This is a genomic window from Lysinibacillus sp. NPDC094177, assembly GCF_050279145.1.
GTDB lineage: Bacteria > Bacillota > Bacilli > Bacillales_A > Planococcaceae > Lysinibacillus.
The window spans coordinates 90,378-112,755 of sequence record NZ_JBNNTW010000012.1 but is presented as its reverse complement, the minus strand read 5'-3'; the positions used below and the strand labels follow the sequence as shown (position 1 = coordinate 112,755).

The following is a 22,378-nucleotide window of genomic DNA, read 5'->3' as shown; positions in this document are numbered from 1 at the left end:
GCTATCACTTTTGACTGACCTTTTATATTAATTTTTGTTTTTTTTCATTTTACTTGCTAGCCAAAAGCCTACTGTTAACGAAAATGCATCGATTACGAATATAATAGGCGGCGAAGTATGACCTGCATAAACAGATGCCGCAATAAGCGCAATTGCCAATATTAATGCAACATAACGATTAAACGTAATTCTAGTAAACAATAATACAAGTAATGCTGGTAAAAATAACGCTAACATCATCTTCCCGAAAACATCCATCATATATCCCTCGGCTCAGCTAGTAATAATCCAATACGATAATGATCATTGCTGTATATAACATGTTGTGTTAAGCGTATCTCATTGTTACGATCTACTACTTCTAGACGACAATGTGCAGCATTTAATTGCAAAGCCTCGTATAAATCATTTTCAGTAAAAATGGCATGACCGTTTACTTTACGAATACATTCCCCTGCCAGTAAGCCCATTTTTTCAGCTGGTGAATCAGGTAAGACTGCCGCAATAATAGCACCCTTTGAACTTTGTGCAACCGCATATATGTCCGTTTTATCTTGCAACGCATAGAAGATTGAAATAATGATACGAACGACTGCACCAATCGCCAACGCTATAAAACCGATAAACGGCTCGAAGGCTGCTGCAAGTCCACCTATTAAAATTAACTGCCCTAGTATTAGCACTGATCGCCCAATTTTAGGCAATTGCAAAGCCGGCAATTCTTTTCTAGTAAGCTTTGAAAAGCCTATAACAAGTGGAAATAGTACGAGTGCAAAGGTACTCTCACCTAATGTAAATTGTGGCCAATATGGTAAATCTGCTGGAATTATATCACCAGGTATTACAAAAAAGATTGGCAGTACCCATACATTTCTTGAACGATAGACAATTGCCTGCTTACCTCGCTTCGTTTTTTCAATTCGCGGTGACGTTACCCCCATTGCTATTCGACGAATTAACATGCCCTCAGCAATCGCACATAGACCTGCTAAAATCGTAATCGTTACAATCGTACCATCTAATAAATTTACACCTTCTAAAGAAATTTTCCACCAAGAAAATGTCCAATTGTATTGATACATCAGCCATATAGTTAACGTCGCAAGCCCCATCGTATAGATGGGTGAAAGTGCATTAATGAAGAACAATAATAGTGCCAACGCAGAAATAACAATTATTATTATTAAAAAAGCTTTAGGCACTGTTAAACCTAAACCAACACTTATAAGTGAAATGAGGAGGGCATTTAGCCAACCATATTTCCATTGTCCAATTAGCTCTGTCCAACCCCAAATAATGCGTCTATTAAAAAATTTACGCTCCTGCTTTACACGACTATAACCTAATAAAATCGCAAATAAAATTGCGATATACATTAATGGGTTGATTAAAAAGCGGCCAATCGCTGTTACAATTTCTACTAATATATCACTAACCATACGAACACCCGCCGTTTCTATCTTAAATGCTATGAATTTATTGTATCAAACGACTACACTCTTGCGTAGTACAAACTAATAGAAAGCTTTCTATTCTTAATTTTTATCGTATTTAGCGACAGGTTTTGAATTAGTTGAGATGATTTTTTCATCGGATATTTAGGGTGTAGAGAAATACACTTATACTAACAGAATAGGTTAGTTTAAGAAGATATTAGTCTTTTCATTTAAAGATAAGACAAATGAGGAAAATGAGGAAAATAAGAAATACAACTTAACATTAGTTTCTGTAAACCGTATCCTAAGTAAGTAAGGTTATGTATAATTGAATTTAGTTTAAAGGAGGTAAATTATGGCGTATTCTGAAAGTATTAAAATTTCTGCTCATCCTAATCTTTATAATGGAAAAGGCGGAAGAGAATTAAGGATAGATTTTTCTTTACCTACAGAAGGTACAAATAATGAAACTGGTATTGTAGTTTTTGTTCCTGGATTCGGAGGGAACATTGATTCTAAAGTGTATAAAAAGATGCGGGAAACATTTGCTGATCAATATAATTTAATTACAATGCAATGTGATTATTTTGGGAGTAAGCATATGCAGGAGGCAGAAAATATTTCTTTTAAAGAATCAGTAAATGATTTATTTAGCAGCAATGAGTTAAAGTTGCTAGCTGAAAATAAAGCTTCAATAGGAGAGTTAATAGCAGGTAAAGAGCAAATCTTTCAAGTTACTGCGAATATACAAGAAGATTTAGATGAATTTAATGATATGGGCTATATGCAAGCTATAGATATTATAACTGCGATTGAAGCTTTAAAAATTATCTTAGTTAATAATAATATTGAATTTAATATGAAAAGATTAATTGGATATGGACATTCCCATGGAGCATACTTATTGCATTTATGTAATAAAATGTTTGAACCATTTTCTTTTATTATTGATATCTGTTCTTGGATTGAACCAGTATATTTACATAGTGATAGGTTTTTATTTAATAATGTTGGAAAATCACAATTAGTAATTGAATTTGATTACATCGCTAAAAAAGTTATTAAAAATAAGAGAAATTTGAATTTATTTGAAGTGTATAGAGGATTTGATAATAAAACACAAATTTTATCATTCCAAGGTACAGATGATAACTTAGTAAATTATCAAGAAAAGCAAAGATTAATTAATAATATTAGTAATTCTGAATATATATTAGTAACTGAATCAGATGTTGATAATATTAAGTATAAATCAAATAGACATGGATTAGATTCAGACTTTTTAGAATTATTTTCATATGCATTAGAGTTTGAAAATAAAGTTAGTTGTGAAGTAATGGATAAAAGAAAAAATATTGAAATAGGGGATTTAGAATTTATTATAGATACGAGCAAAGGACTACCAATTTTCAGTTTAATTCAATCTACATTTTGAAATATTACACTGAATCATAGCATAAGTTAATGCGGTTAAAAGCCTTAACCATCGATAAAACTTGGTTAAGGTAGTTTGGATAAGTAAAATATCGTATCTCGCAGGGCTTTAGTACACAAGGGTTTTAAAATAATCAAACTTTTATAAATAACTTAATCTGTCACATTAAATAAAAGCATGTTTTGATCATTTTTTTCAAAACATGCTCTTTAGATGTGTTCCCATATCAAGATCAAACTTAATTACAAAGCAACAGGAGCACTAAGAAACAAAATATCAATAAAAAAATCCTTTAACCGGTCTGTATTGCCCCAAATCAACATACCTAGTACTATTTATTCTCTTCAATATTATGCAATAAAAAGCTTGTCGCCATTTGGAACTGTAAATCATTTTGACGATCCGCTTTGTATTTTTTCAACGTTTCGTTTAAGCTGTTAAAGAAGGTAGTGTCTATATAAATATCACCTTCTGCCTTATTCAATTTCTTATCCTCCCGATAAAGCTTAACAGCCTCTTCCGTCGACTCATCCAAATAACCGTCTAAACGAGCAATTTTGTAGCCTAGCTTTTTTAAAGCATTTTGCGTATAAGCAATTTCCTCACTCATGTCGCCCATTTTAAACTTCCCTGATAGTGGGTGCATTTGGAAAGCGAATAATTCATTTTGTTCAATAACTAAATTAGCCTCAATACCTTGCCCATGAATCCATTCGCGCTTTGGTGTCAGCCACTTATTTGTGGACAGTTTAAGCTCTCCACCATTTTTAAGAGACCAAGATTCCTGTACTGTTCCCTTTCCAAAACTCTTGACGCCAACAAGGGAGGCACGTCCCCAGCCTTTTAAAGCGCCACTAAGTACTTCACTAGCTGATGCACTACCTGCATTTTGTAAAACAACAATTGGTATTTTATACATTGTTTGCAAATATTTTTCATCAAAGCTTTTTGATTCCGTTTTTAACGGTTCCATAGCACCTTCAGCATTTTGCATATAGGCAAATACTTTGCCATTCTCCAATACTGTGCTCAGTAGCGCTGCGACGCTATGTAAATAACCTCCTGGATTATCCCGCACATCGATAACTATCCCTTTTATATCTTTTCGAAGCAATTTACTCGTTTCGGCAACCCACTCATTTGCCGTTTTCTCACCAAAAAGTGAGATTTCCACATAACCTATCGGAGTATTTTCTACATTCACTACTTCGCTCGTTACTGTTTTATTGGAAATTGCTGCTCGTTCCATCGTCATCTTAATATGTTTATCTTCACTTGGACGATAGACGACAATCGTTACTTTCGTTCCCTTGTCTCCTTGAATTAATTGCATTAATTCACTCATCTTTTTACCATCTACTCGAACGCCATCAACTTGTACAATTTCATCGAGAGAGCGCATTCCTGCTTTATCTGCTGGGGACGAACGGACAGGAGACACAACAATAAATTTCCCGTTATTTTCAGTTAGCTCAATCCCAATGCCTACTCTTTCCTCAGCTAACATTTGTCGGTGTTGTTCTGCCTCTTCCTTCGAATAATAGGTGCTGTAAGGGTCCTTAATAGCATCTGCCATACCACGCAGTGCCCCCTCCACCAACGCATCTTTTTCCGTGCTGTATACAGATTTTTTCTCAATTAAATTCAACGCTTCATTAATCGAATCAACCTCAGCGACGACCGGTTCCTTTTTATCCCCCAAATTAAACCAGTCAAAATAAAATCCACTACCTAGCAATAGACTACTAGCAAGTACGCCGACACCCGCCATTATTTTGCGCAAACCTTCCCTCCTCCGTCTCTTTTACTGTATGAATCTTATTTTTCAAACATACAAGATTAAGCTTCAAAATAATTTGTTGAATACTATGAATTTTGTTTTGCGAGTATTCTATTGCGTGTCGAAAGTATTTATCTTCCTTTCGCGGGTATTTCCCTTCCTTCCGCGGGTATTCTATCCAATCACGGATATTTTCCTTCCTTCCGCGGGTATTCTATCCCCATTCGCGGGTATTTCCCTTCCTTCCGCGGGTATTCTCGCCAATCTCGTGCGTATTATAAACAAATAAAAAATCTGCTTCATTTCTACGAAAAAACGAGCAGATTCTTTGGTTTTATTTTTTTGTTTAGTCTAATTCATCTATATAATTTTTTAACATCTCCGCATTCATTGGCCCTGTAATAGCACGTTGAATATATCCTTTAGAATCAATAAAATAGGTTGTAGGAATCGTTAATATTTGATAAGCTGAGCCGGCTGAGTTTTTCGGGTCGAGTAAAATAGGGAATGTTAAATTGAAGCTATCTCTAAATGTCATCACAGCATCTACTTTTGCGTCATCTGTAACATCTCGTTCAGCCTTTGTTAAATTGACAGCTATTATTTCTACATTATCTTTTTTAGCATATTGTTCGTAATAATTTTGCATATGTGGCATTTCTGCCTTACATGGTGGACAAAATGTTGCCCAAAAGTTTAACACGACTTTTTTTCCACGAAACTCACTCAATGTCACATTTTTTCCATCCAAACTTGTTAAAGTAAAATCCGGTGGCGTATCTCCATTGTTTAAACCAATCTTTTGTTTATCAATTTCTTTTCCAAGAGAAGCGGTTTCAATTTCACGATCCTTATCAATCTGCTGTTTAACATATGTACCAATCATCGCGACTACTAATAACACGACGATAAGTAGTCCAATATTTTTTTTCATCCCTTACCTCCAAATAATTTAGTAACGCCAGCAAAACGCTGAACCCCTATACCTAATATAAATAATATGACGCTCACTCCTACAGCTAGTTGCCATAAACCATGCGGCTGAAAGAAGGCAACAATCATAAGACCAATCGTATATAAAAATAATGCACGATTGATAGCTGTTATTTTCCATAATATGAGGATTGTTAGTGTACTTAGCACAATTAAAGTAATCACTTCGCTAGTGGCCTGATTATCATTTAGTAGGACCATAAGCCATTGATAGATCGATTGCGTTAAAATGATTGCCCAGGTACAGGCAATAATTCCAGTTGAATCAAACTGAAATGTTCGTCGCTTCCACCAAATCTGTAGTGATACTGTCATTGTTCCTAAAATAACACCAATTGTTCCACCATTGAAATAAAGAAGCACATAAGGTTGAGCGATAACATCTTTAAAATCAGTGATAATTATGCTAAATTTCCAAACAAGAATAAAGGTAAAGACAGCGTCTCCATATACCCCCGCCCATTTCTTCGGAAATTGTACCCGTAAAACTAGCCATACAATGAAAAATGCCGCAAGAAGAGCGACAGCTGTTGCAGGTAACGTTAGTGCCCGAATAGAGAACCATTCTGTATTATTCATTTAATCAATCCTCCATGAGAAAAGATAGCTTCAGCATAGCATATAATCTTTATATGAACTGTCATTTCACACTGTGTTCAAAAAATCTCCCAAAAACATGAATAGAATAAACTCTTTATGAGCAAATCTATTGAAATACCCTTCAAGGTATTCACTCCCTTTTAAAAAAATAATGACACAATCAGGAAAAATCTTCGAATATTAAGTTCAATCTTCCCCATAGCTTTACTGAGATTGCTCCTCCCTTCATGTCTATCCATCTCTGTTATTTCTACAGGCATAATGTGCAGTTTTCACAACGTTCTCATCGACTGACTGCTAAGCCTCCTGGTTGTTGATACTGTGAAGTCTTGACTAGCAAGGTTTTTCGGAAGGAGTATCGGAAGAAGCGGCTCATCGGATGCCCTAGGAAAAGCGCCTACGTTATGGTGATTAGCCTATATTTTGATGAAGAACTCTAAGTAAAAAATTTAAAAAGCTATACATTAGAATCCTAATGTATAGCTTTCAATAATTTTAAATTGGAATATATTTCAATGGGTTGTCGCTTCCGACTGCTTGTCCTCGCCAAGGGCCGATATGCACTTCAAAGTGCAAGTGCGGTCCTGTTACACGTCCTGTATTACCCATGGCAGCAATTTGTTGACCTTGGGTTACTTCTGTGCCAACACTAACGTTAAAGGAACTTAAGTGTGCGTACACTGTCGTATAAATTTGACCGTTGATAGAATGTGTAATGATGACACAATTACCATACGTGCTAAGCGGTGCAGCGTAAGAAACAACACCGTCAGCAGGTGCCCAAATTGGAGTACCTATACTATTTGCAAGATCGACTCCATAATGGAACTCTGAACCGCCAAATTCACGCCAGCCATAAGTCGATGTTAAACGACCATTTGTTGGTTTAATCCATGTACCATTCGATTGTGGCGCATTGACTGTTGAAGACCCACCGCCACTATTGCCCGAATGTGAAGCCTTGGCTGCGGCGGCTGCGGCTGCCTTACGTTTCGCTTCTTGTTGACGAGCAACTTCAGCTAATCGATTTTGTTCATCAATGATTTTTTGTTGTAATTCCTTACTAATATCAAGGGCCTCGGAATATTCTTTCTCAAGTAATACTTTTTCAGACTTTAGCTTTTCTTGTTCTTTTTCTAACTGATCAATCAATTTATTTTTCTCAGTTTTTTGTCCATCCAATGATGCTTTTAAACGATTAAGCTCAGCTCTTTTATCTTCGAGCTTTTGGCGTTTGCCTTCTAAGACTTGCTTTTGTTCCTCTAATTTTCGCTTGTCCTCTTTTTGATCCTGGATAATTTGTCTATCCGCTTCAAGTAATGCATTGACAGCAGAGAATCGATCGATAAAATCTACGAAACTATTAGAACTAAGTAGTACATCTAAATAGCTAACGGAACCACCCGCCTGAATGGCACGAGCACGATCCTCTAACAATAAATCACGCTCTTCAATTTTGTGCAATAGCTCTGCAATAGAACCTTCTAAAGTTTTTATTTCTTCATTTGCAGATTGAATTTCCGACAATACATTATTGATATTACTATTAGTTTTGTCGATTTCAGCATTTAATGTTTGAATTTGATCTAATAATTTTTGTTGCTTGTTTTCATTTGTAGAAATAGCGTTTGTTTTATTTTTGATGGATGAATTTAAGCCATCTTTCTTTGATTCAATTTGTCTTTTTTCATCCTTTAAATCCGATAAATTAGTTGCATACGCTGATGGAGTTTGGATAAAAAGAAATAGTGCAGATGCTGCAGCAAGTGTTTTCATTGTGTTTTTCGCCATACTTTTCACCGATTGAACTCCTTTTCGACTATTATTTTGATTGATTTTCGTTCCAGCAACACAACTTGGTGTGAAGCTTAAAACGAAAGCTAAATTTTTAAAAACTTACGTACTGACATGAAACTTCCCCAAATACCAATAAGTACACCAATTAGTAATAGTAGACCGCTTACTTGATACACAAGAGGTGAGAAATCAAGTACTTGCACAATTTCGCCTTTTAATCGAGGAGCAATAATTCTATATACATTGTGGTAAAGGGTTGCGATGACCGCAATCGGAATAATAGACCCTAATATTCCAAGCCACATTCCTTCTAATAAAAATGGGATACGCACGAACGAATTCGTTGCTCCAACAAGTTTCATAATTTCTATTTCATCACCACGTGCAATAATGGTAATTCGAATCGTATTAGAAATTAAGAAAATAGCTGTAAATAATAATCCTAAAATGAGAACTACCCCTACGTTACGGCTAATATTTAAGAAGTTAAAAAGTTTTTCTACTTTGCCTTCACCATACTTAACGTCGTATGTATACTCAAATTTATCAATTTTTTTAGCAACAGTAGCTGTTTGCTGAGGATCTGAAGCCTTCACATAAATAACATTACGTAATGGATTACTTTGCTCAAATAGTTTAAAATCGTCCCCAAAATCTTTTACTAATTTGGTTAATTCATTTTCCTTTGTCGAATATTTCATCTCTGCGACATCTGGCAATTTTTTTATTTTTTCCATAAGCGTTTTTTCAGCAGCTTTATCTGCTGTTTCATCAATCAACACTTTAATTTCAACATCGTTCTCTAAATCAGATGCTACTTTATTTAAATTCATCATAATAAGTGCGAATACACCTACTAATATTAATGTAACTGTAACTGCACTTACTGAGGCAATAGTCATCCAGCTATTACGGCCAAGAGACTTTATACTTTCTCGGAAGTGACGTTTTACCGTATTAAATTTCATAGCCGTAATCACCTCCGTGCTCATCACGGACAATCAGTCCGCCTTCAATCGCAATTACCCGACGACGAATCGTATTTACGATTTCACGGTTATGGGTTGCCATTACAATAGTTGTACCTCTTGCATTAATTTCTTCAAATAAATTCATAATATCCCAAGATGTCTCAGGATCAAGATTCCCAGTAGGTTCATCAGCAATAACGACCTTCGGCACATTCACAATAGATCGTGCAATCGAGACACGCTGCTGTTCGCCACCTGAAAGTTCATTAGGAAACATTCTTGCTTTTTGCTTCAGCCCCACGAGCTCTAAAACCTCCATTACCCGACGGCGAATTTCTATTGGATCTTCCTCAATTACCTCTAGTGCAAACGCTACGTTTTCATAAACACTTAATCTCGGTAATAGTTTGAAGTCTTGGAAAACAACACCAATTTGACGACGTAGATAAGGTACTTTTTTATTTTTTAATTCTGCTAAATTTATGCCATTAACAGTGATTTCTCCAGAAGTAGCTTTCTCCTCGCGGTACATTAATTTAATGAAAGTTGATTTACCTGCACCACTTGGACCTACAACATAGACAAATTCACCTTGCTTTATGTTAACGGAAATCCCATTTGTCGCAACAACACCATTTGGGTACTTCTTTGTCACATTTTTCATTTCTATCATATTTAGACCACCTAAATCTCTTACCTTGTAAGAGGTATTTCATTCTCTATTATAACACTCTATTTCTCCCTTTTTTATTACAGTTTCATTTCATTCCGTGGTAGTTCCTGTTATTTCGTTATTTCATTGCCATAAAATAATCATAAACTCGACATACAAAAAACAGAAATCGAGCCCAATAGTGAAAAGTCGATTTCTGTTTCTCTAAAATCTCCAAGCAGTAAAAAAGCATCCAAGCTATGTTGTTTCACATAGCCTGAATGCTCTTTTTACTTAAATATGCTGCTCGTCAGTTGTTGTATAGCGTACTAAAACTGAACCTGTTTTAGACTCACCTTCGATAAATAGACGATTAGAATTCTCTATTTCTTTATCAAAACGTACTACTTTTGATAAAAATTGATCCTGTGATTCAATTTTTGAGGCATCTTGAATACCAACATCTACTTTACCAAAATTCGTAACAATTTTACCGCTTAACGATATTGTACGTGGCACATACAATTCAACAGCTCCTGCGACTGTTTGTGCTTTGATTTTCGATGAATTAGTAGAACAAGTTGTGACAACAACATGTCCATTGACCGATTTTGCTTCAACTTCATCTAGTGCACCATCTAAATATACACGACCATTCAATGTTTCAGCTTCTAAATCTTTACCTCGAATATTTGTTAATTCAATTGAGCCATTAGAAGAATCCAATTCTGCTTTTCCAAAGTTAAACTTAGAGCCTTTAATCGCACCGTTTAATGTCTTTAATTTTAAATGCTCGAAATCCGTATCTTGTAAAGTAACACTACCGTTCATTAAACGAACTGATAATTTTTCCAATTTATCCTTTGGAACAAGTACTTTAACATTTACCTGTACAAGCTTAAGTTGACTTAATATTCGTAGTGAATCTCCATCTTCCTTGAGAACGAATTGCTCTAGGAAATTAGCACGCGTTTCTTCTTCACTATCATTAATTAGAGGTGCCTTTACTTTGCAAATGACTTGGAGGCTATCTCCTTCAGTAGATTCTAATGAAAAATTGCCATTCGGTATTTCAGCAATTATTTTTTCTACATGTTCAGCTGCAATTTCTTCAGTATGTGTAAATTCAACTTTATCACCAAATGGAGAAGTTACATCAAATTCTTTTACCTTTTTTACTGCCGTATTCATCATATCCATAAAGAGTGAACCAATTTGTGTTAAATCTTTACGAAAATCTCGCATTTCTTCTTGGAAATATTTAGAGAAATCTTCATCATTTTGTGGTTGTTCATCCTTGTGACTGTCATCTTTAAATACTGACTCTTTTTCTGCCGAGGAATGCTGGCCCTCATTTGACACATCATTCATAACATTTTGAGTGGACTTGCTAGGTTGCTCTAATGCTTCTAATAAAGTAATCGCCTCTTGCGCTGAAATTGTTCCTTTTTCCACAAGTTCTAAAATTCGTTGACGTTCATTTTGCATAATTAAAATAGCCTCCCTCAGTTCGTTATATTATTTATACGATTCATTTTGTGAAAAGTTTCACCATAATGAAAAAAATGGGGATATATCTTTTTTAGGCTAATTCCCATAGCGTGGGGTTGATTTCCATTCCGGCTGGGCGCTTTGTTGCTGACGCTTCGCTGCAGGGTCTCGGGTCAACAGATATTTTTTGCGCGAAAGCGAAGCGGCAGCAGAGGGTTTTGTTTGTGCGAAAGCGCAGCGAAAGCAACAACACGATGTTGGTCACGAAGGTGTTATCACAGGTCAAAAAATGATGATGGAGATGCAGCTGCAAATCGAAAATCTACCAGCACCCGTCGATCATTCTCAACACTTTGAAGAAATGAAAAATCAGCTTAAATTTAGCCAAGAACGTGAAGAGAAACTGATTGGATTGATTGAAAAATTGCAAGATGATGTTGAAGAATTGAAAAAGATGCCCCCAAAATCTCGTTGGAAGTTTTGGGGTCGCTAGTAGACCGTATAGCAGATGAATTAAATAATCGCAGTTAGTTGAGGTAGCACTTTTCCATGGCTCTATTCAGAAAACCTAATAGAAACTAATAGTCATAGAATAATTTACAAGTTGCTAACTTTAGCGTATGGTAGGAATAACTAAATCGAACGTAAAAAAGCCATCCCACAGTGACTAATAAAGTGTTGGTAGCACTTTATTAATCGCCTTATCGTATCTCGTACATACGATGCAGCTTGTCGTGAAATGACTGTTTTTAACTGTTAAAACGATACATAGTTTCTATATACGTCATTCTAGTATGAATTAGAATACATTTCAACAGTTAATTAAAAGTTTCCGTCATCCAAAGCGTTTTGCATCGTTACTACAGCGATGTGAAACGCTTTTTTGCTTCAAAAAAGGAGCAAATACTATGAAAAACAAACTAAAAACTACACCAAGCCAAGCAGTTCAAACATTTATTACATATGGGAATCAAAACGGAGATCGTCAGCTCAAAGAAGAGCGTCTTCAGCAACTAGAAGAAGTACTGGCAACCCAAGGAATTTATCCTGGTGGTAAAGTACATAGAGTACTAAAAAGAAAGCTGTAATAACAGCTTTCTTTTCAGATTAATGTTAACTAGATTAACCCATAACCAATATGATTAATCTTCTGTTTTAGTGGTAGATTGTTTTTGTTGTTATTTTACCTGTATATCCAGAATATTTGTAAAAAGTTATAACTGATTTATAGTCTTTGAATAATTTAGGCCAGTTATAATCAGGTTGCCAATATCTAATTTCTTCGTAATATATAGTACTCCTCTCAGACGAAATTGCACCTGCTATTGCTGTAGCAACAGCAGCTAGACCACCAACGATTACATTCTTTGTGAATACTGCTGCCAACACTCCTACAATAGCAGCTGTAGCTAAGCTTGATAAATTAATAGAACCTTTGTTTGAGTACTCGTAAATCCATGAGTTACTCCATCCAGCATCTGGCACATTGGCACGAGATGTTGAAGGAAGATTGTCCGGTGGGGTTAATGAAAAGGATTCTTCATCTTCAATTATTTCTTCAAAAAAAGTAACCAATGTATTCGAAATCTCTTCACCATTTATATATATCTTGCTATTTTCCATGTTATATACGACTGTTTCAATTGTACTTCCATCATCTACCGTAACTGTTTTTAAATTATCTTGAATATGTATATTTAAATTATACATTTGATTATCTACAGTTACTTGATATTGTTCATCAGACAAAGTATCAGCTTTTACTTTTGTTAAGAAAAACGTATTAATTGACAAAACTAATGTTAATGCCATGATTAAACTTAAAAACCTTTTCCCAAATTTTCTCAAGATTCTCCACCTCCTGTTTTCTGAATTTTAAAAACACAAAATAAAATAACGATATCTTTAAAACCTAAATTTGGCGCTACCTATTGTTACAGGAGCTTTGATTACTAGTTCAATCTTCACAATATTTATCCAAAACGCTCATCGATTAACGTTTGTACTTGTATATATTTTTATTTATATACCAAAGTCCAAGAAACAAGAAAAAAAGACCAAATATCTTTAATACTATATTTTTAAATAATTCATCGTATATTGTGATACTAAAAAAAGAAGTACCAATCAGAACAATAAATATACCAATTGTTATTTTAAAAAGTCTCATTTTAAAAACCCTTCCCATTTTTTAGAATTCACATGATATTCAGTCGATCTCGTCATATTACTTACTGTATCAATAATACCATTATGGATACTTGTCATAGTGTTATCGTAGTCAAGGATGCCACTAAATTAGTTCTAATCTTGCTTTTACCCGGGTATGATAAATAGCATATCATTAGCTATAAATATTTTAAAATCAAGTTTTGTCATTATTTGAACAAAAATTGATAAAATTCAGAAAATAACTTACTACTTTCTAATAAAGAGAACCCTATGCCACCAGTCTATTATCAATTTTTGTTATTAGTTGAACAAAAATTGATAAAGCTTAGTTAACCATTCGCTGCTGTCGATAATGGGAACAGTAAGTTTTTTAGGTATAATCATATGCAAGATTTTATACACGCTGCAGCTCGTAAAGCAGTCCAAAAACGCTGACAAACCAACGATGTATAAAATCTTGCATACATAATAAATAATGATTCAAACGAAAAGGCAGTAATGACAAGGGTTTATCCGTTGTCTTTACTGCCTACTTCTTCGAATGTTATGTCAACTAATAGTGTATAGAAATGTATAAATAAGATTTATTTTGAGAATAACTTCTGCCAAAAACTTTTCTTATTTCCCTCTAATTGTTGGCTTAATTTATGCCGAGGCATAATTGATTTATTATCGATATCCTCCTTCGCAGTATGCCCTTTATCGTAAAAAAGTTCGCAAATCTCCTTAGGAAATTTGCGAACTTTTTGGGACTTTATTGAGTAGCCTTAGCTAAAGCAGCTTCCATACGATCCCGATCTCTTGTCAATATTGGCTTTAAATATTTGCCCGTATAAGAGCCGCTGACTTCAGCGACTTCTTCTGGTGTACCTGTCGCCACAATCGTACCGCCCTTGTCTCCACCTTCAGGCCCTAGATCGATAATGTAGTCTGCTGTTTTGATGACATCTAAATTATGTTCGATTACTAGTACTGAATCACCATTTTCAACTAGACGCTGTAAAACAACGAGTAAGCGTGCAATATCATCCGCATGTAAGCCCGTTGTTGGCTCATCTAAAATATAGAATGATTTACCTGTTGAACGACGGTGTAATTCAGAGGCTAATTTTACACGCTGTGCCTCACCACCAGATAAAGTTGTTGCAGGTTGCCCTAATTTCATATAGCCTAACCCTACATCCACGATCGTTTGTAGTTTACGTTGGATTTTCGGAATATTTTCGAAGAATACTACTGCGTTTTCAATCGTCATATCTAAAATATCCGCAATGCTCTTATCTTTATATTTCACTTCAAGTGTTTCACGGTTATAACGCTTCCCATGACAGACTTCACATGGCACGTAAACATCTGGTAGGAAATGCATTTCAATTTTTATAATTCCGTCACCACGACAAGCCTCACAGCGACCTCCCTTAACGTTGAAGCTAAAGCGCCCCTTTTTATAGCCACGTACTTTTGCTTCATTTGTTGTTGCAAAAACATCTCGAACATCATCAAACACACCAGTATACGTAGCAGGATTAGAGCGAGGTGTACGACCGATTGGTGATTGGTCAATATCAATAACCTTTTCGAGCTCATCAATGCCTGTTACTTCTTTATGTTCGCCTGGCTTCACCTTTGAACGGTTAAGCTTTTGAGCCAATGATTTATATAAAATTTCATTAATAAGCGTTGATTTACCTGATCCTGAAACCCCTGTTACGGCAACGAATAAGCCAAGTGGTATATCAACTTTCACATTTTGAAGATTATTTTCCTTGGCACCTTTAATCGATAATTTACGCCCATTCGGTTTGCGTCGCTCAATTGGCAGTGGAATAAACTTTTTACCACTTAAATATTGCCCCGTCAAAGACTTTTCATTTTCCATTACTTCCTGCGGTGTTCCTGCCGCCACAATTTGACCACCATGCACACCCGCACCAGGACCCACATCAATAAGATAATCCGCCGCCAGCATTGTATCTTCATCGTGCTCAACAACAATAAGCGTATTGCCAATATCACGCATATTTTGCAGTGTACTAATAAGACGATCATTATCACGTTGATGCAAGCCGATTGATGGCTCGTCTAAAATATAGAGGACACCCGTTAAACGTGAGCCAATTTGTGTCGCAAGGCGAATTCGTTGAGCTTCTCCCCCTGAAAGTGTTCCTGCTGCTCGACTTAACGTTAAATAATCTAACCCTACATTGACAAGGAAGCCAAGTCGTTCTTCAATTTCACGTAAAACAAGTCGAGCAATCTTCATATCCTTTTCTGATAAATCAAACTCTTTGAAAAATGTATCTGCTTCCTGAATCGAATACTGTGTGACCTCACCAATATGCTTATCTGCTAGTTTCACAGCTAAAGTTTCAGGCTTTAAGCGATAACCTTTACAAGATGGACATGCTTGCTGCGCCATATATTTCTCCATTTGTTCACGCACGTAATCAGACGTTGTCTCCTTAAAACGGCGCTCCACATTACGTACAACACCTTCGAATTCAATCATTTGATCTCGCACATTTCCAAACTCATTTTCATAATGGAAGTGGATTTTATCTTTACCAGAACCATATAAAATTTTATCCATCTTTTCTTTCGGAAGTTCCTTTACTGGGACGTCCATCGGGATATCATAATGATCGCACACAGCCTTTAATAACTGCGGATAATATTGAGAGCTCGTTGGTTCCCATGGTGCTATAGCATGCTCTAATAAACTACGATCCCAATCAGGCACTACTAAATCAAGATCTACCTCTTGTGTCGAGCCTAAACCATCACAGCTTGGACAAGCTCCAAATGGACTATTAAATGAAAACATGCGAGGCTCAAGCTCACCGATTGAAAATCCACATAATGGACAAGCATGATGCTCACTAAATAATAATTCCTCATGTTCCATCACATCGACAAGTACACGCCCATCTGCCAAACGTAATGCTGTCTCTAAGGAATCACTAAGACGTGACGCAATACCTTCCTTCATAACAACACGATCGACGACTACTTCTATTGAATGCTTCTTGTTTTTATCAAGATCAATCGCATCATCTAAATCACGTAGCTCACCATCGATACGCACTCGAACAAAACCTTGCTTTTTTAAATCTTCAAGTAGCTTTACGTGCGTTCCCTTACGCCCTGATACCATCGGAGCAAGCAACTGCATTTTCGTTCTTTCTGGGTAAGATAATAAACGATCGACCATTTGCTCAATCGTTTGGGAAGTGATTTCAATTCCATGATTTGGACAAATAGGCTTACCGATGCGCGCATATAACAAACGTAAATAATCATAAATTTCCGTTACTGTACCAACTGTAGAACGTGGGTTACGGCTCGTCGTTTTTTGATCGATTGAAATAGCAGGAGATAACCCCTCTATCGCATCGACGTCTGGTTTATCCATTTGTCCAAGGAATTGTCGAGCATATGCTGAAAGGGATTCTACATAACGACGTTGTCCCTCGGCATAAATCGTATCGAACGCTAATGATGATTTCCCAGAGCCTGATAAACCTGTTAACACGACTAATTGATCGCGTGGAATTGTGACATTGATATTTTTTAAATTATGAGCTCGTGCGCCTTGCACGACTATTTCAGTATTTTTCACAAGCCATTCACCCTTCTAACTTCAATTCAAATATTGTATCTCGCAGCTCAGCAGCACGTTCGAAATCGAGTGCTTTTGCTGCTTCCTTCATTTCTACTTCTAGAGAAGCAAGTAACTGCTCTTTTTCCACCTTCGTCAATTTCTTACCTTTTGTTGCCTTCGTTACATAAGACTCTTCGTCCTCTGCCACCTGTGTCGCACGAATAACATCAGGAATTTTCTTAACAATCGTTTTCGGTGTAATGCCATGCTCTTCGTTATACGCCATTTGCAGTGTTCGACGACGCTTTGTTTCTTCAATCGCCTTTTTCATCGAATCCGTCATATTATCTGCGTACATAATGACATGACCATTAGCATTACGAGCAGCACGTCCAATCGTTTGAATTAATGAACGCTCTGAACGTAAAAATCCTTCCTTGTCAGCATCTAAAATCACCACAAGAGAAACCTCAGGAATATCTATCCCTTCTCGCAATAAGTTAATGCCGATTAGAACATCGTAAGTACCTTTACGCAGCTCGCGAATAATTTCAATTCGCTCTAGCGTCTTAATCTCTGAATGCAAGTACTCCACCTTTAAGCCCATTTCTTTCAAATAAGCCGATAAATCCTCTGACATTTTTTTCGTCAATGTTGTAACTAGGACTCGTTCATCACGGGCAATACGACCTTGAATCTCATCGATTAAATCATCGATTTGCCCTTCAATAGGACGTACGTCAATTTGTGGATCAAGCAGCCCTGTTGGACGAATAATTTGCTGCGCCATTTCCGGAGAATGCTCAAGCTCATATGGGCCAGGTGTTGCTGATACATAAATAGCTTGATGTATATGTTTCTCAAATTCTTCAAAACGTAAAGGGCGGTTATCTAGTGCTGATGGCAAACGGAATCCATGCTCAACTAGCACACCTTTACGTGCTTGGTCACCGTTATACATCCCTCGAACTTGTGGTAAAGTAACGTGACTTTCATCGACAACAAGTAAAAAATCCTCAGGGAAATAGTCAAGTAGCGTATATGGAGTTGCCCCCGCTTCACGCAATGTTAAATGACGCGAGTAGTTTTCGATACCTGAGCAAAAGCCCATTTCACGCATCATTTCTAAATCGTAACGAGTGCGTTGCTCTAAACGCTGTGCCTCTAATAATTTATCCTCTGCACGTAAAAGCGCTAAACGCTCCTCCAACTCTTTTTCAATATTTTCAATGGCCTTTAGCATTTTTTCTTCTCGTGTAACGAAGTGAGATGCTGGGAAAATAGCTACATGATCACGATCCGCTAGTATTTCACCAGTTAACGCATCCACCTCGCGAATACGATCGATCTCGTCCCCAAAAAACTCCACGCGGATACAATGCTCATCACGAGATGCAGGGAATATTTCCACTACATCGCCACGTACCCGAAACGTCCCACGTGTAAAACTCACATCATTACGCTCATACTGTACATCGACCAGTTTTCGAAGCAACTGATTACGTTCAATTTCCATTCCAGTCCGCACTGACACGACCATTTCACGATATTCTTCTGGAGAACCTAGACCATATATACAGGACACGGATGCAATAATAATGACATCATCACGCTCGAATAATGAAGATGTTGCAGAGTGACGTAACTTATCAATTTCATCATTAATGCTTGAATCTTTCTCGATATATGTATCCGTCTGCGGTACATATGCCTCTGGCTGAAAGTAGTCATAGTAGCTGACAAAGTATTCAACAGCATTATTAGGGAAGAACTCTTTAAACTCACTATATAATTGACCCGCTAAAGTTTTATTGTGTGCCATAATAAGTGTCGGTTTTTTTACCTGTTTAATGACATTAGAAATCGTAAACGTTTTTCCTGTTCCTGTTGCACCGAGCAATGTTTGATGTCGTTTACCGGCACGTACACCCTCCACTAATTCCGCAATTGCCTGTGGCTGATCTCCACCAGGTGTATATGGCGCTTGTAAATCAAATGTTTGCACACATGTCCCCGTCCTTTCCTACCAATTTGATACATATATTTTAGCATAGCACTATTAAAATTTCGAACATTTAACGAACGAATGTTTGTAAATATTTTTTCGTTTGCTATATTTAAGATGAATCTAATAGAACGTATGTACTGGAAATATTTAATTACAGCCTATCTATAAATAGATTACCCTTTCCAAATGTTAGCTAATCGAGGTGGGACAATGTAAATGCATTACTTTAGAGGGGAGAAACGTTCAGGTGGGGTGAAGAAATTGATTGGGCTGGCCCTAGATCTGCTCAGGTTGGTTGAAAAAGATCGGGTTGGCCCTAGATCTGCTCAGGTTAAATGTAAAACTGATCCGGTGGCTGATAGAACTACTCAGGTAGGCTCAAAACTGCTCAGATCCCACGAAGTTTTGATTCCCACCTCACTCAATTTCCGCTCAGAACCTAAACAATTTCAAGATATTCAATCACCAATCTTGCAAATAAACTAGCAAAAAAATCCCGCCCTCTAATAAATGGAGAGCGGGTTCGTCATATTATTCACTTGCAACTTGGTGTAAAGCTTCTAGTTCGGCTGCGTATAGATGAAATGCCTTTTCATCTTTTTCATCGAGTGCTCTATCTATCAGAACCATGAGCTGCTCTTCACGATGCATACGCTGGATATGATTTAAAAATAAATCTAAATAAATCTCGTTTAATAATTTCTCTGCCTCATCAACTTTTTTTGACTGACCAACGGCTTTTAGAAAATCTGTATACGAATAATATTTATCCAACGATCTCACCTCGATCCTTTTCTAAATTATATGAAAATTGAAATTAAAATGCAATGCTAAAGAACTGAAAATCACTTCGATTCACTATTAATCTTGTGCTATTTCAAGCAATTCCTCTAAGCAATCGCTTGATATATCAATAACTTTCCTCTGTTATCTATATTTTCTGAATTTAATTTTCTATTTTACACTTCAATAATAAATAGAAAAAAGGGGGCTTACATATATGTCAGCAAACTACGTCAATGGATATTTAATGTCTTTCAACACCTATTTACTTCGGCCAATTCAGTATGACTCTAAAATTTTCACACAGGTAATCGACAAACATAATGAACTAATCGTCACACGGAAGCCAATGCATATATTACGAAAATCTTGTATTTCACTAGGGACAACCTATGAAGCAGCAAAACATTCAGCCAAACGCTTCTTCGGTAATCAACATAAGCTTCCAATCGTTGTTGCTTATGATTATGGTTATCCATGTATTTTTCTACCGACATACTCGCCAAACTCTATCCACAATATTTGGATTGGTCTTCACGCCATTTCGAATATCGTTCCTAGTAAAATGGGCTGTATCGTCACACTGAAAAACAATAAACAGATTGAACTGCCTATTCAATATGCTTCGATGAGCAAGCAATTTGTCAATGCATCGATGCTCTATAAGCATTACATGAATGAGCGTAAACAGATTAGCCAAGACACCCCGTTTCATCCACCTTTTTAATAGGCTTTTTTGCAGAACTAAAAAACCCCCTCAAAAGCACAATATCTGTGCCTCTGAGGGGCTTTCATTACCCGATTTTTGAACGTAAATATGCATTAATGAATGGATCTAAATCACCATCCATCACTGCTCCTACATTACCTGTTTCTTCATTTGTACGGTGATCTTTCACCATTGAATATGGATGGAATACATATGAACGAATTTGCGAGCCCCAGCCGATTTCCTTCTGTTCACCACGGATTTCATCTAGCTGTGCCTGCTGCTTTTCGATTTCTAATTGATAGAGTTTCCCTTTTAACATCGTCATTGCTTTTTCACGGTTTTTAATTTGTGAACGTTCTGCCTGACATTGTACGACAGTACCAGTCGGAATGTGCGTAATACGAACAGCTGAATCTGTCGTATTAATATGCTGACCACCTGCACCAGTTGCACGATACGTATCAATTTTTAAATCCTCTGTACGAATATCAATTTCAATATTCTCATCGAATTCAGGCATAACATCACAAGAAACGAAAGATGTATGACGACGACCAGAAGAGTCGAACGGTGAAATACGTACTAAACGATGGACACCTTTTTCTGCTTGCAAATAGCCGTAAGCATTATGACCCTTAATAGACAATGTAACAGATTTAATACCTGCTTCATCGCCCGGAAGATAATCAACTGTTTCGACTTTAAAGCCACGTTTTTCTGCCCAGCGTGTGTACATACGAAGTAGCATTGAGCCCCAATCCTGAGACTCCGTACCACCTGCACCTGGGTGTAGCTCTAAAATCGCATTGTTTTGATCATATGGGCCACTTAATAGTAATTGCAGCTCAAAATCGCTCATTTTTTGCTGGAATTCTACTAATTCATTGCCTAGCTCCTCTTGCAATTCTTCATCTGGCTCTTCTTGCAATAACTCTAGCGTCATATCTAGGTTCTCATGTGTTTCCACTAAATCTTTATATTCATTAACAATTGCCTTTAAGCCATTACTCTCATTAATGATTACCTGTGCGCCTTGTTGATCATCCCAAAAGCCTGGCTCAAGCATCATTTCATCTAATTCCTGAATGCGTGCCTCTTTGTTTTCTAAGTCAAAGAGACCCCCTAAAATCCGCCAATTTTTTGGCTGAAGTGTCTAACGCGTTACGTACATCTGCTAATTCAATCATTATAAAATCCTCCGAACATTATTAATGGGGTAATCTTGTAAAAACTTCTATGATAGAAGTTCAAAAATCAGTATAAGAAATGATTTCAAAATACTTATACCTCATCTTTTTCAAGCCCCGTATCTCTTTATTATAACGTTTTTACGGCGGAAAACATACTTTTTTACAACACAGTATGAATTACGATAGTATTTCAATCATTTTCAGATTCATCTTCAAAGATAACGTTGTTGGCCATACGTTGTACTTTACCTTGATCATATTGTACTAGTAGATTCTTTGTTCGTTTCTCCAGTTTATATTTTAGTAAAAACGCTCTTTGAATTCTGTTTTCAAATGCTCTAACACTTAGGTCCACATTAATTTCATAACCATTCATAAAAATTACTTTTGTACTCTTTTTTTCCATAGCTTGATAGTCCTTAATATGATGGACAGCAAACCATTTACATTCAGGTCGCAAATATGATTTACTTGGAAACCATACAATATTACTTCGTTCATGAACAACTATTGGATTTTTATTCAGTTTTCCGAGTATCATTTTCGAGCCATCGAAAGCTCCTCTTAAGCTTGAACCAAAATAACGTAGATTATAATCCATTAATTTTGTCGGTGCTAATTTTGATATATACTCGTAATGCCTTTCTATTACACGTGTACACAAGTTTCCATGGGCATCATACTCCGGTATATATAGCATCGTTTCACTACTCATAATGTCATCACTATACATGTCAATCCTCCTCAAAATAGTATT

20 protein-coding genes are annotated in these 22,378 nt (G+C 36.4%); 5 read left to right on the top strand and 15 right to left on the bottom strand.

Annotated elements, in window-relative coordinates; genetic code table 11:
* Window positions 1-27 precede the first annotated feature (27 nt).
* Both ACQKNC_RS18095 and ACQKNC_RS18090 read right to left on the bottom strand, forming a co-directional pair.
* Window positions 28-258 carry a DUF2198 family protein gene (locus ACQKNC_RS18095; RefSeq protein WP_049668124.1) on the bottom strand — a complete coding sequence of 77 codons (231 nt, stop codon included), beginning with the start codon at window positions 256-258 and terminating at the stop codon, window positions 28-30.
* Complete coding sequence (locus ACQKNC_RS18090) at window positions 258-1,439, bottom strand: PDZ domain-containing protein (protein ID WP_427426140.1); 1,182 nt, start codon at window positions 1,437-1,439, stop codon at window positions 258-260. Before ACQKNC_RS18090 ends, ACQKNC_RS18095 begins: the two co-directional genes overlap by 1 nt.
* A gap of 352 nt (window positions 1,440-1,791) precedes the next feature.
* On the opposite strand from ACQKNC_RS18090, the gene ACQKNC_RS18085 reads away from it, so the two are divergent.
* Window positions 1,792-2,871, top strand: coding sequence for a DUF2920 family protein (locus ACQKNC_RS18085; RefSeq protein WP_427426139.1), 1,080 nt, complete (start codon window positions 1,792-1,794; stop codon window positions 2,869-2,871).
* Window positions 2,872-3,202: 331 nt separating this feature from the next.
* Here ACQKNC_RS18085 and ACQKNC_RS18080 read toward each other — a convergent pair whose 3' ends face one another.
* From ACQKNC_RS18080 to ACQKNC_RS18050, 7 genes are all read right to left on the bottom strand, one after another.
* Complete coding sequence (locus ACQKNC_RS18080; protein ID WP_427426138.1) at window positions 3,203-4,654, bottom strand: S41 family peptidase; 1,452 nt, start codon at window positions 4,652-4,654, stop codon at window positions 3,203-3,205.
* A gap of 343 nt (window positions 4,655-4,997) precedes the next feature.
* Window positions 4,998-5,585, bottom strand: coding sequence for a peroxiredoxin family protein (locus ACQKNC_RS18075; RefSeq protein WP_427426137.1), 588 nt, complete (start codon window positions 5,583-5,585; stop codon window positions 4,998-5,000).
* Window positions 5,582-6,223 (bottom strand): hypothetical protein, encoded by a 642-nt coding sequence (locus tag ACQKNC_RS18070; RefSeq protein ID WP_427426136.1) that lies wholly within the window; start codon window positions 6,221-6,223, stop codon window positions 5,582-5,584. The genes ACQKNC_RS18075 and ACQKNC_RS18070 overlap by 4 nt, the downstream gene beginning before the upstream one ends.
* 516 nt (window positions 6,224-6,739) lie before the next feature.
* Entirely contained in the window at window positions 6,740-8,044 is a 1,305-nt protein-coding gene (locus ACQKNC_RS18065) for a murein hydrolase activator EnvC family protein (protein ID WP_427426135.1), read from the bottom strand.
* An 80-nt stretch (window positions 8,045-8,124) separates the two neighbouring features.
* Window positions 8,125-9,009 carry a permease-like cell division protein FtsX gene (ftsX, locus tag ACQKNC_RS18060; RefSeq protein WP_427426134.1) on the bottom strand — a complete coding sequence of 295 codons (885 nt, stop codon included), beginning with the start codon at window positions 9,007-9,009 and terminating at the stop codon, window positions 8,125-8,127.
* On the bottom strand, window positions 8,999-9,685 hold the full coding sequence (gene ftsE, locus ACQKNC_RS18055) for a cell division ATP-binding protein FtsE (RefSeq protein WP_427426133.1): 687 nt from the start codon (window positions 9,683-9,685) through the stop codon (window positions 8,999-9,001). Before ftsE ends, ftsX begins: the two co-directional genes overlap by 11 nt.
* Window positions 9,686-9,958: 273 nt before the next feature.
* Window positions 9,959-11,152 carry a DUF4097 family beta strand repeat-containing protein gene (locus ACQKNC_RS18050; protein ID WP_427426132.1) on the bottom strand — a complete coding sequence of 398 codons (1,194 nt, stop codon included), beginning with the start codon at window positions 11,150-11,152 and terminating at the stop codon, window positions 9,959-9,961.
* 190 nt (window positions 11,153-11,342) lie between these two features.
* Here ACQKNC_RS18050 and ACQKNC_RS18045 point away from each other — a divergent pair, with 190 nt between their 5' ends.
* Both ACQKNC_RS18045 and ACQKNC_RS18040 read left to right on the top strand, forming a co-directional pair.
* The gene (locus tag ACQKNC_RS18045) at window positions 11,343-11,648 is read left to right on the top strand and encodes a hypothetical protein (protein WP_427426131.1); all 306 of its coding nucleotides are present in this window, start codon (window positions 11,343-11,345) and stop codon (window positions 11,646-11,648) included.
* 415 nt (window positions 11,649-12,063) lie between these two features.
* Window positions 12,064-12,243: a hypothetical protein gene (locus ACQKNC_RS18040; RefSeq protein WP_427426130.1), complete on the top strand. Its 180-nt coding sequence runs from the start codon at window positions 12,064-12,066 to the stop codon at window positions 12,241-12,243.
* A gap of 67 nt (window positions 12,244-12,310) precedes the next feature.
* Here ACQKNC_RS18040 and ACQKNC_RS18035 read toward each other — a convergent pair whose 3' ends face one another.
* The 3 genes from ACQKNC_RS18035 to uvrB form a co-directional block, all read right to left on the bottom strand.
* Window positions 12,311-13,003 (bottom strand): hypothetical protein, encoded by a 693-nt coding sequence (locus ACQKNC_RS18035; protein ID WP_427426129.1) that lies wholly within the window; start codon window positions 13,001-13,003, stop codon window positions 12,311-12,313.
* 1,078 nt (window positions 13,004-14,081) lie between these two features.
* Window positions 14,082-16,946, bottom strand: a complete 2,865-nt coding sequence (uvrA, locus tag ACQKNC_RS18030; protein WP_427426128.1) for an excinuclease ABC subunit UvrA — start codon at window positions 16,944-16,946, stop codon at window positions 14,082-14,084.
* Window positions 16,947-16,953: 7 nt separating this feature from the next.
* Entirely contained in the window at window positions 16,954-18,933 is a 1,980-nt protein-coding gene (gene uvrB / locus ACQKNC_RS18025; RefSeq protein ID WP_427426127.1) for an excinuclease ABC subunit UvrB, read from the bottom strand.
* 219 nt (window positions 18,934-19,152) lie between these two features.
* On the opposite strand from uvrB, the gene ACQKNC_RS18020 reads away from it, so the two are divergent.
* Window positions 19,153-19,422 carry a hypothetical protein gene (locus ACQKNC_RS18020; protein WP_427426126.1) on the top strand — a complete coding sequence of 90 codons (270 nt, stop codon included), beginning with the start codon at window positions 19,153-19,155 and terminating at the stop codon, window positions 19,420-19,422.
* A gap of 45 nt (window positions 19,423-19,467) precedes the next feature.
* Here the strand turns inward: ACQKNC_RS18020 and ACQKNC_RS18015 are convergent, their stop codons facing one another.
* Window positions 19,468-19,710: an IDEAL domain-containing protein gene (locus ACQKNC_RS18015; RefSeq protein WP_402782535.1), complete on the bottom strand. Its 243-nt coding sequence runs from the start codon at window positions 19,708-19,710 to the stop codon at window positions 19,468-19,470.
* 226 nt (window positions 19,711-19,936) lie between these two features.
* On the opposite strand from ACQKNC_RS18015, the gene ACQKNC_RS18010 reads away from it, so the two are divergent.
* A complete protein-coding gene (locus tag ACQKNC_RS18010) occupies window positions 19,937-20,446 on the top strand; it encodes a competence protein ComK (RefSeq protein WP_427426125.1) in 510 nt (169 codons plus the stop codon).
* A 67-nt stretch (window positions 20,447-20,513) separates the two neighbouring features.
* Here the strand turns inward: ACQKNC_RS18010 and prfB are convergent.
* Both prfB and ACQKNC_RS18000 read right to left on the bottom strand, forming a co-directional pair.
* A protein-coding gene (gene prfB, locus ACQKNC_RS18005; protein WP_427426124.1) for a peptide chain release factor 2 occupies window positions 20,514-21,618 on the bottom strand; the annotation gives its coding sequence in 2 pieces (ribosomal slippage) (window positions 20,514-21,542 and window positions 21,544-21,618; 1,104 coding nt in all).
* 193 nt (window positions 21,619-21,811) lie between these two features.
* Window positions 21,812-22,354 carry a competence protein ComK gene (locus ACQKNC_RS18000; protein WP_427426123.1) on the bottom strand — a complete coding sequence of 181 codons (543 nt, stop codon included), beginning with the start codon at window positions 22,352-22,354 and terminating at the stop codon, window positions 21,812-21,814.
* Between the last annotated feature and the right edge of the window lie 24 nt (window positions 22,355-22,378).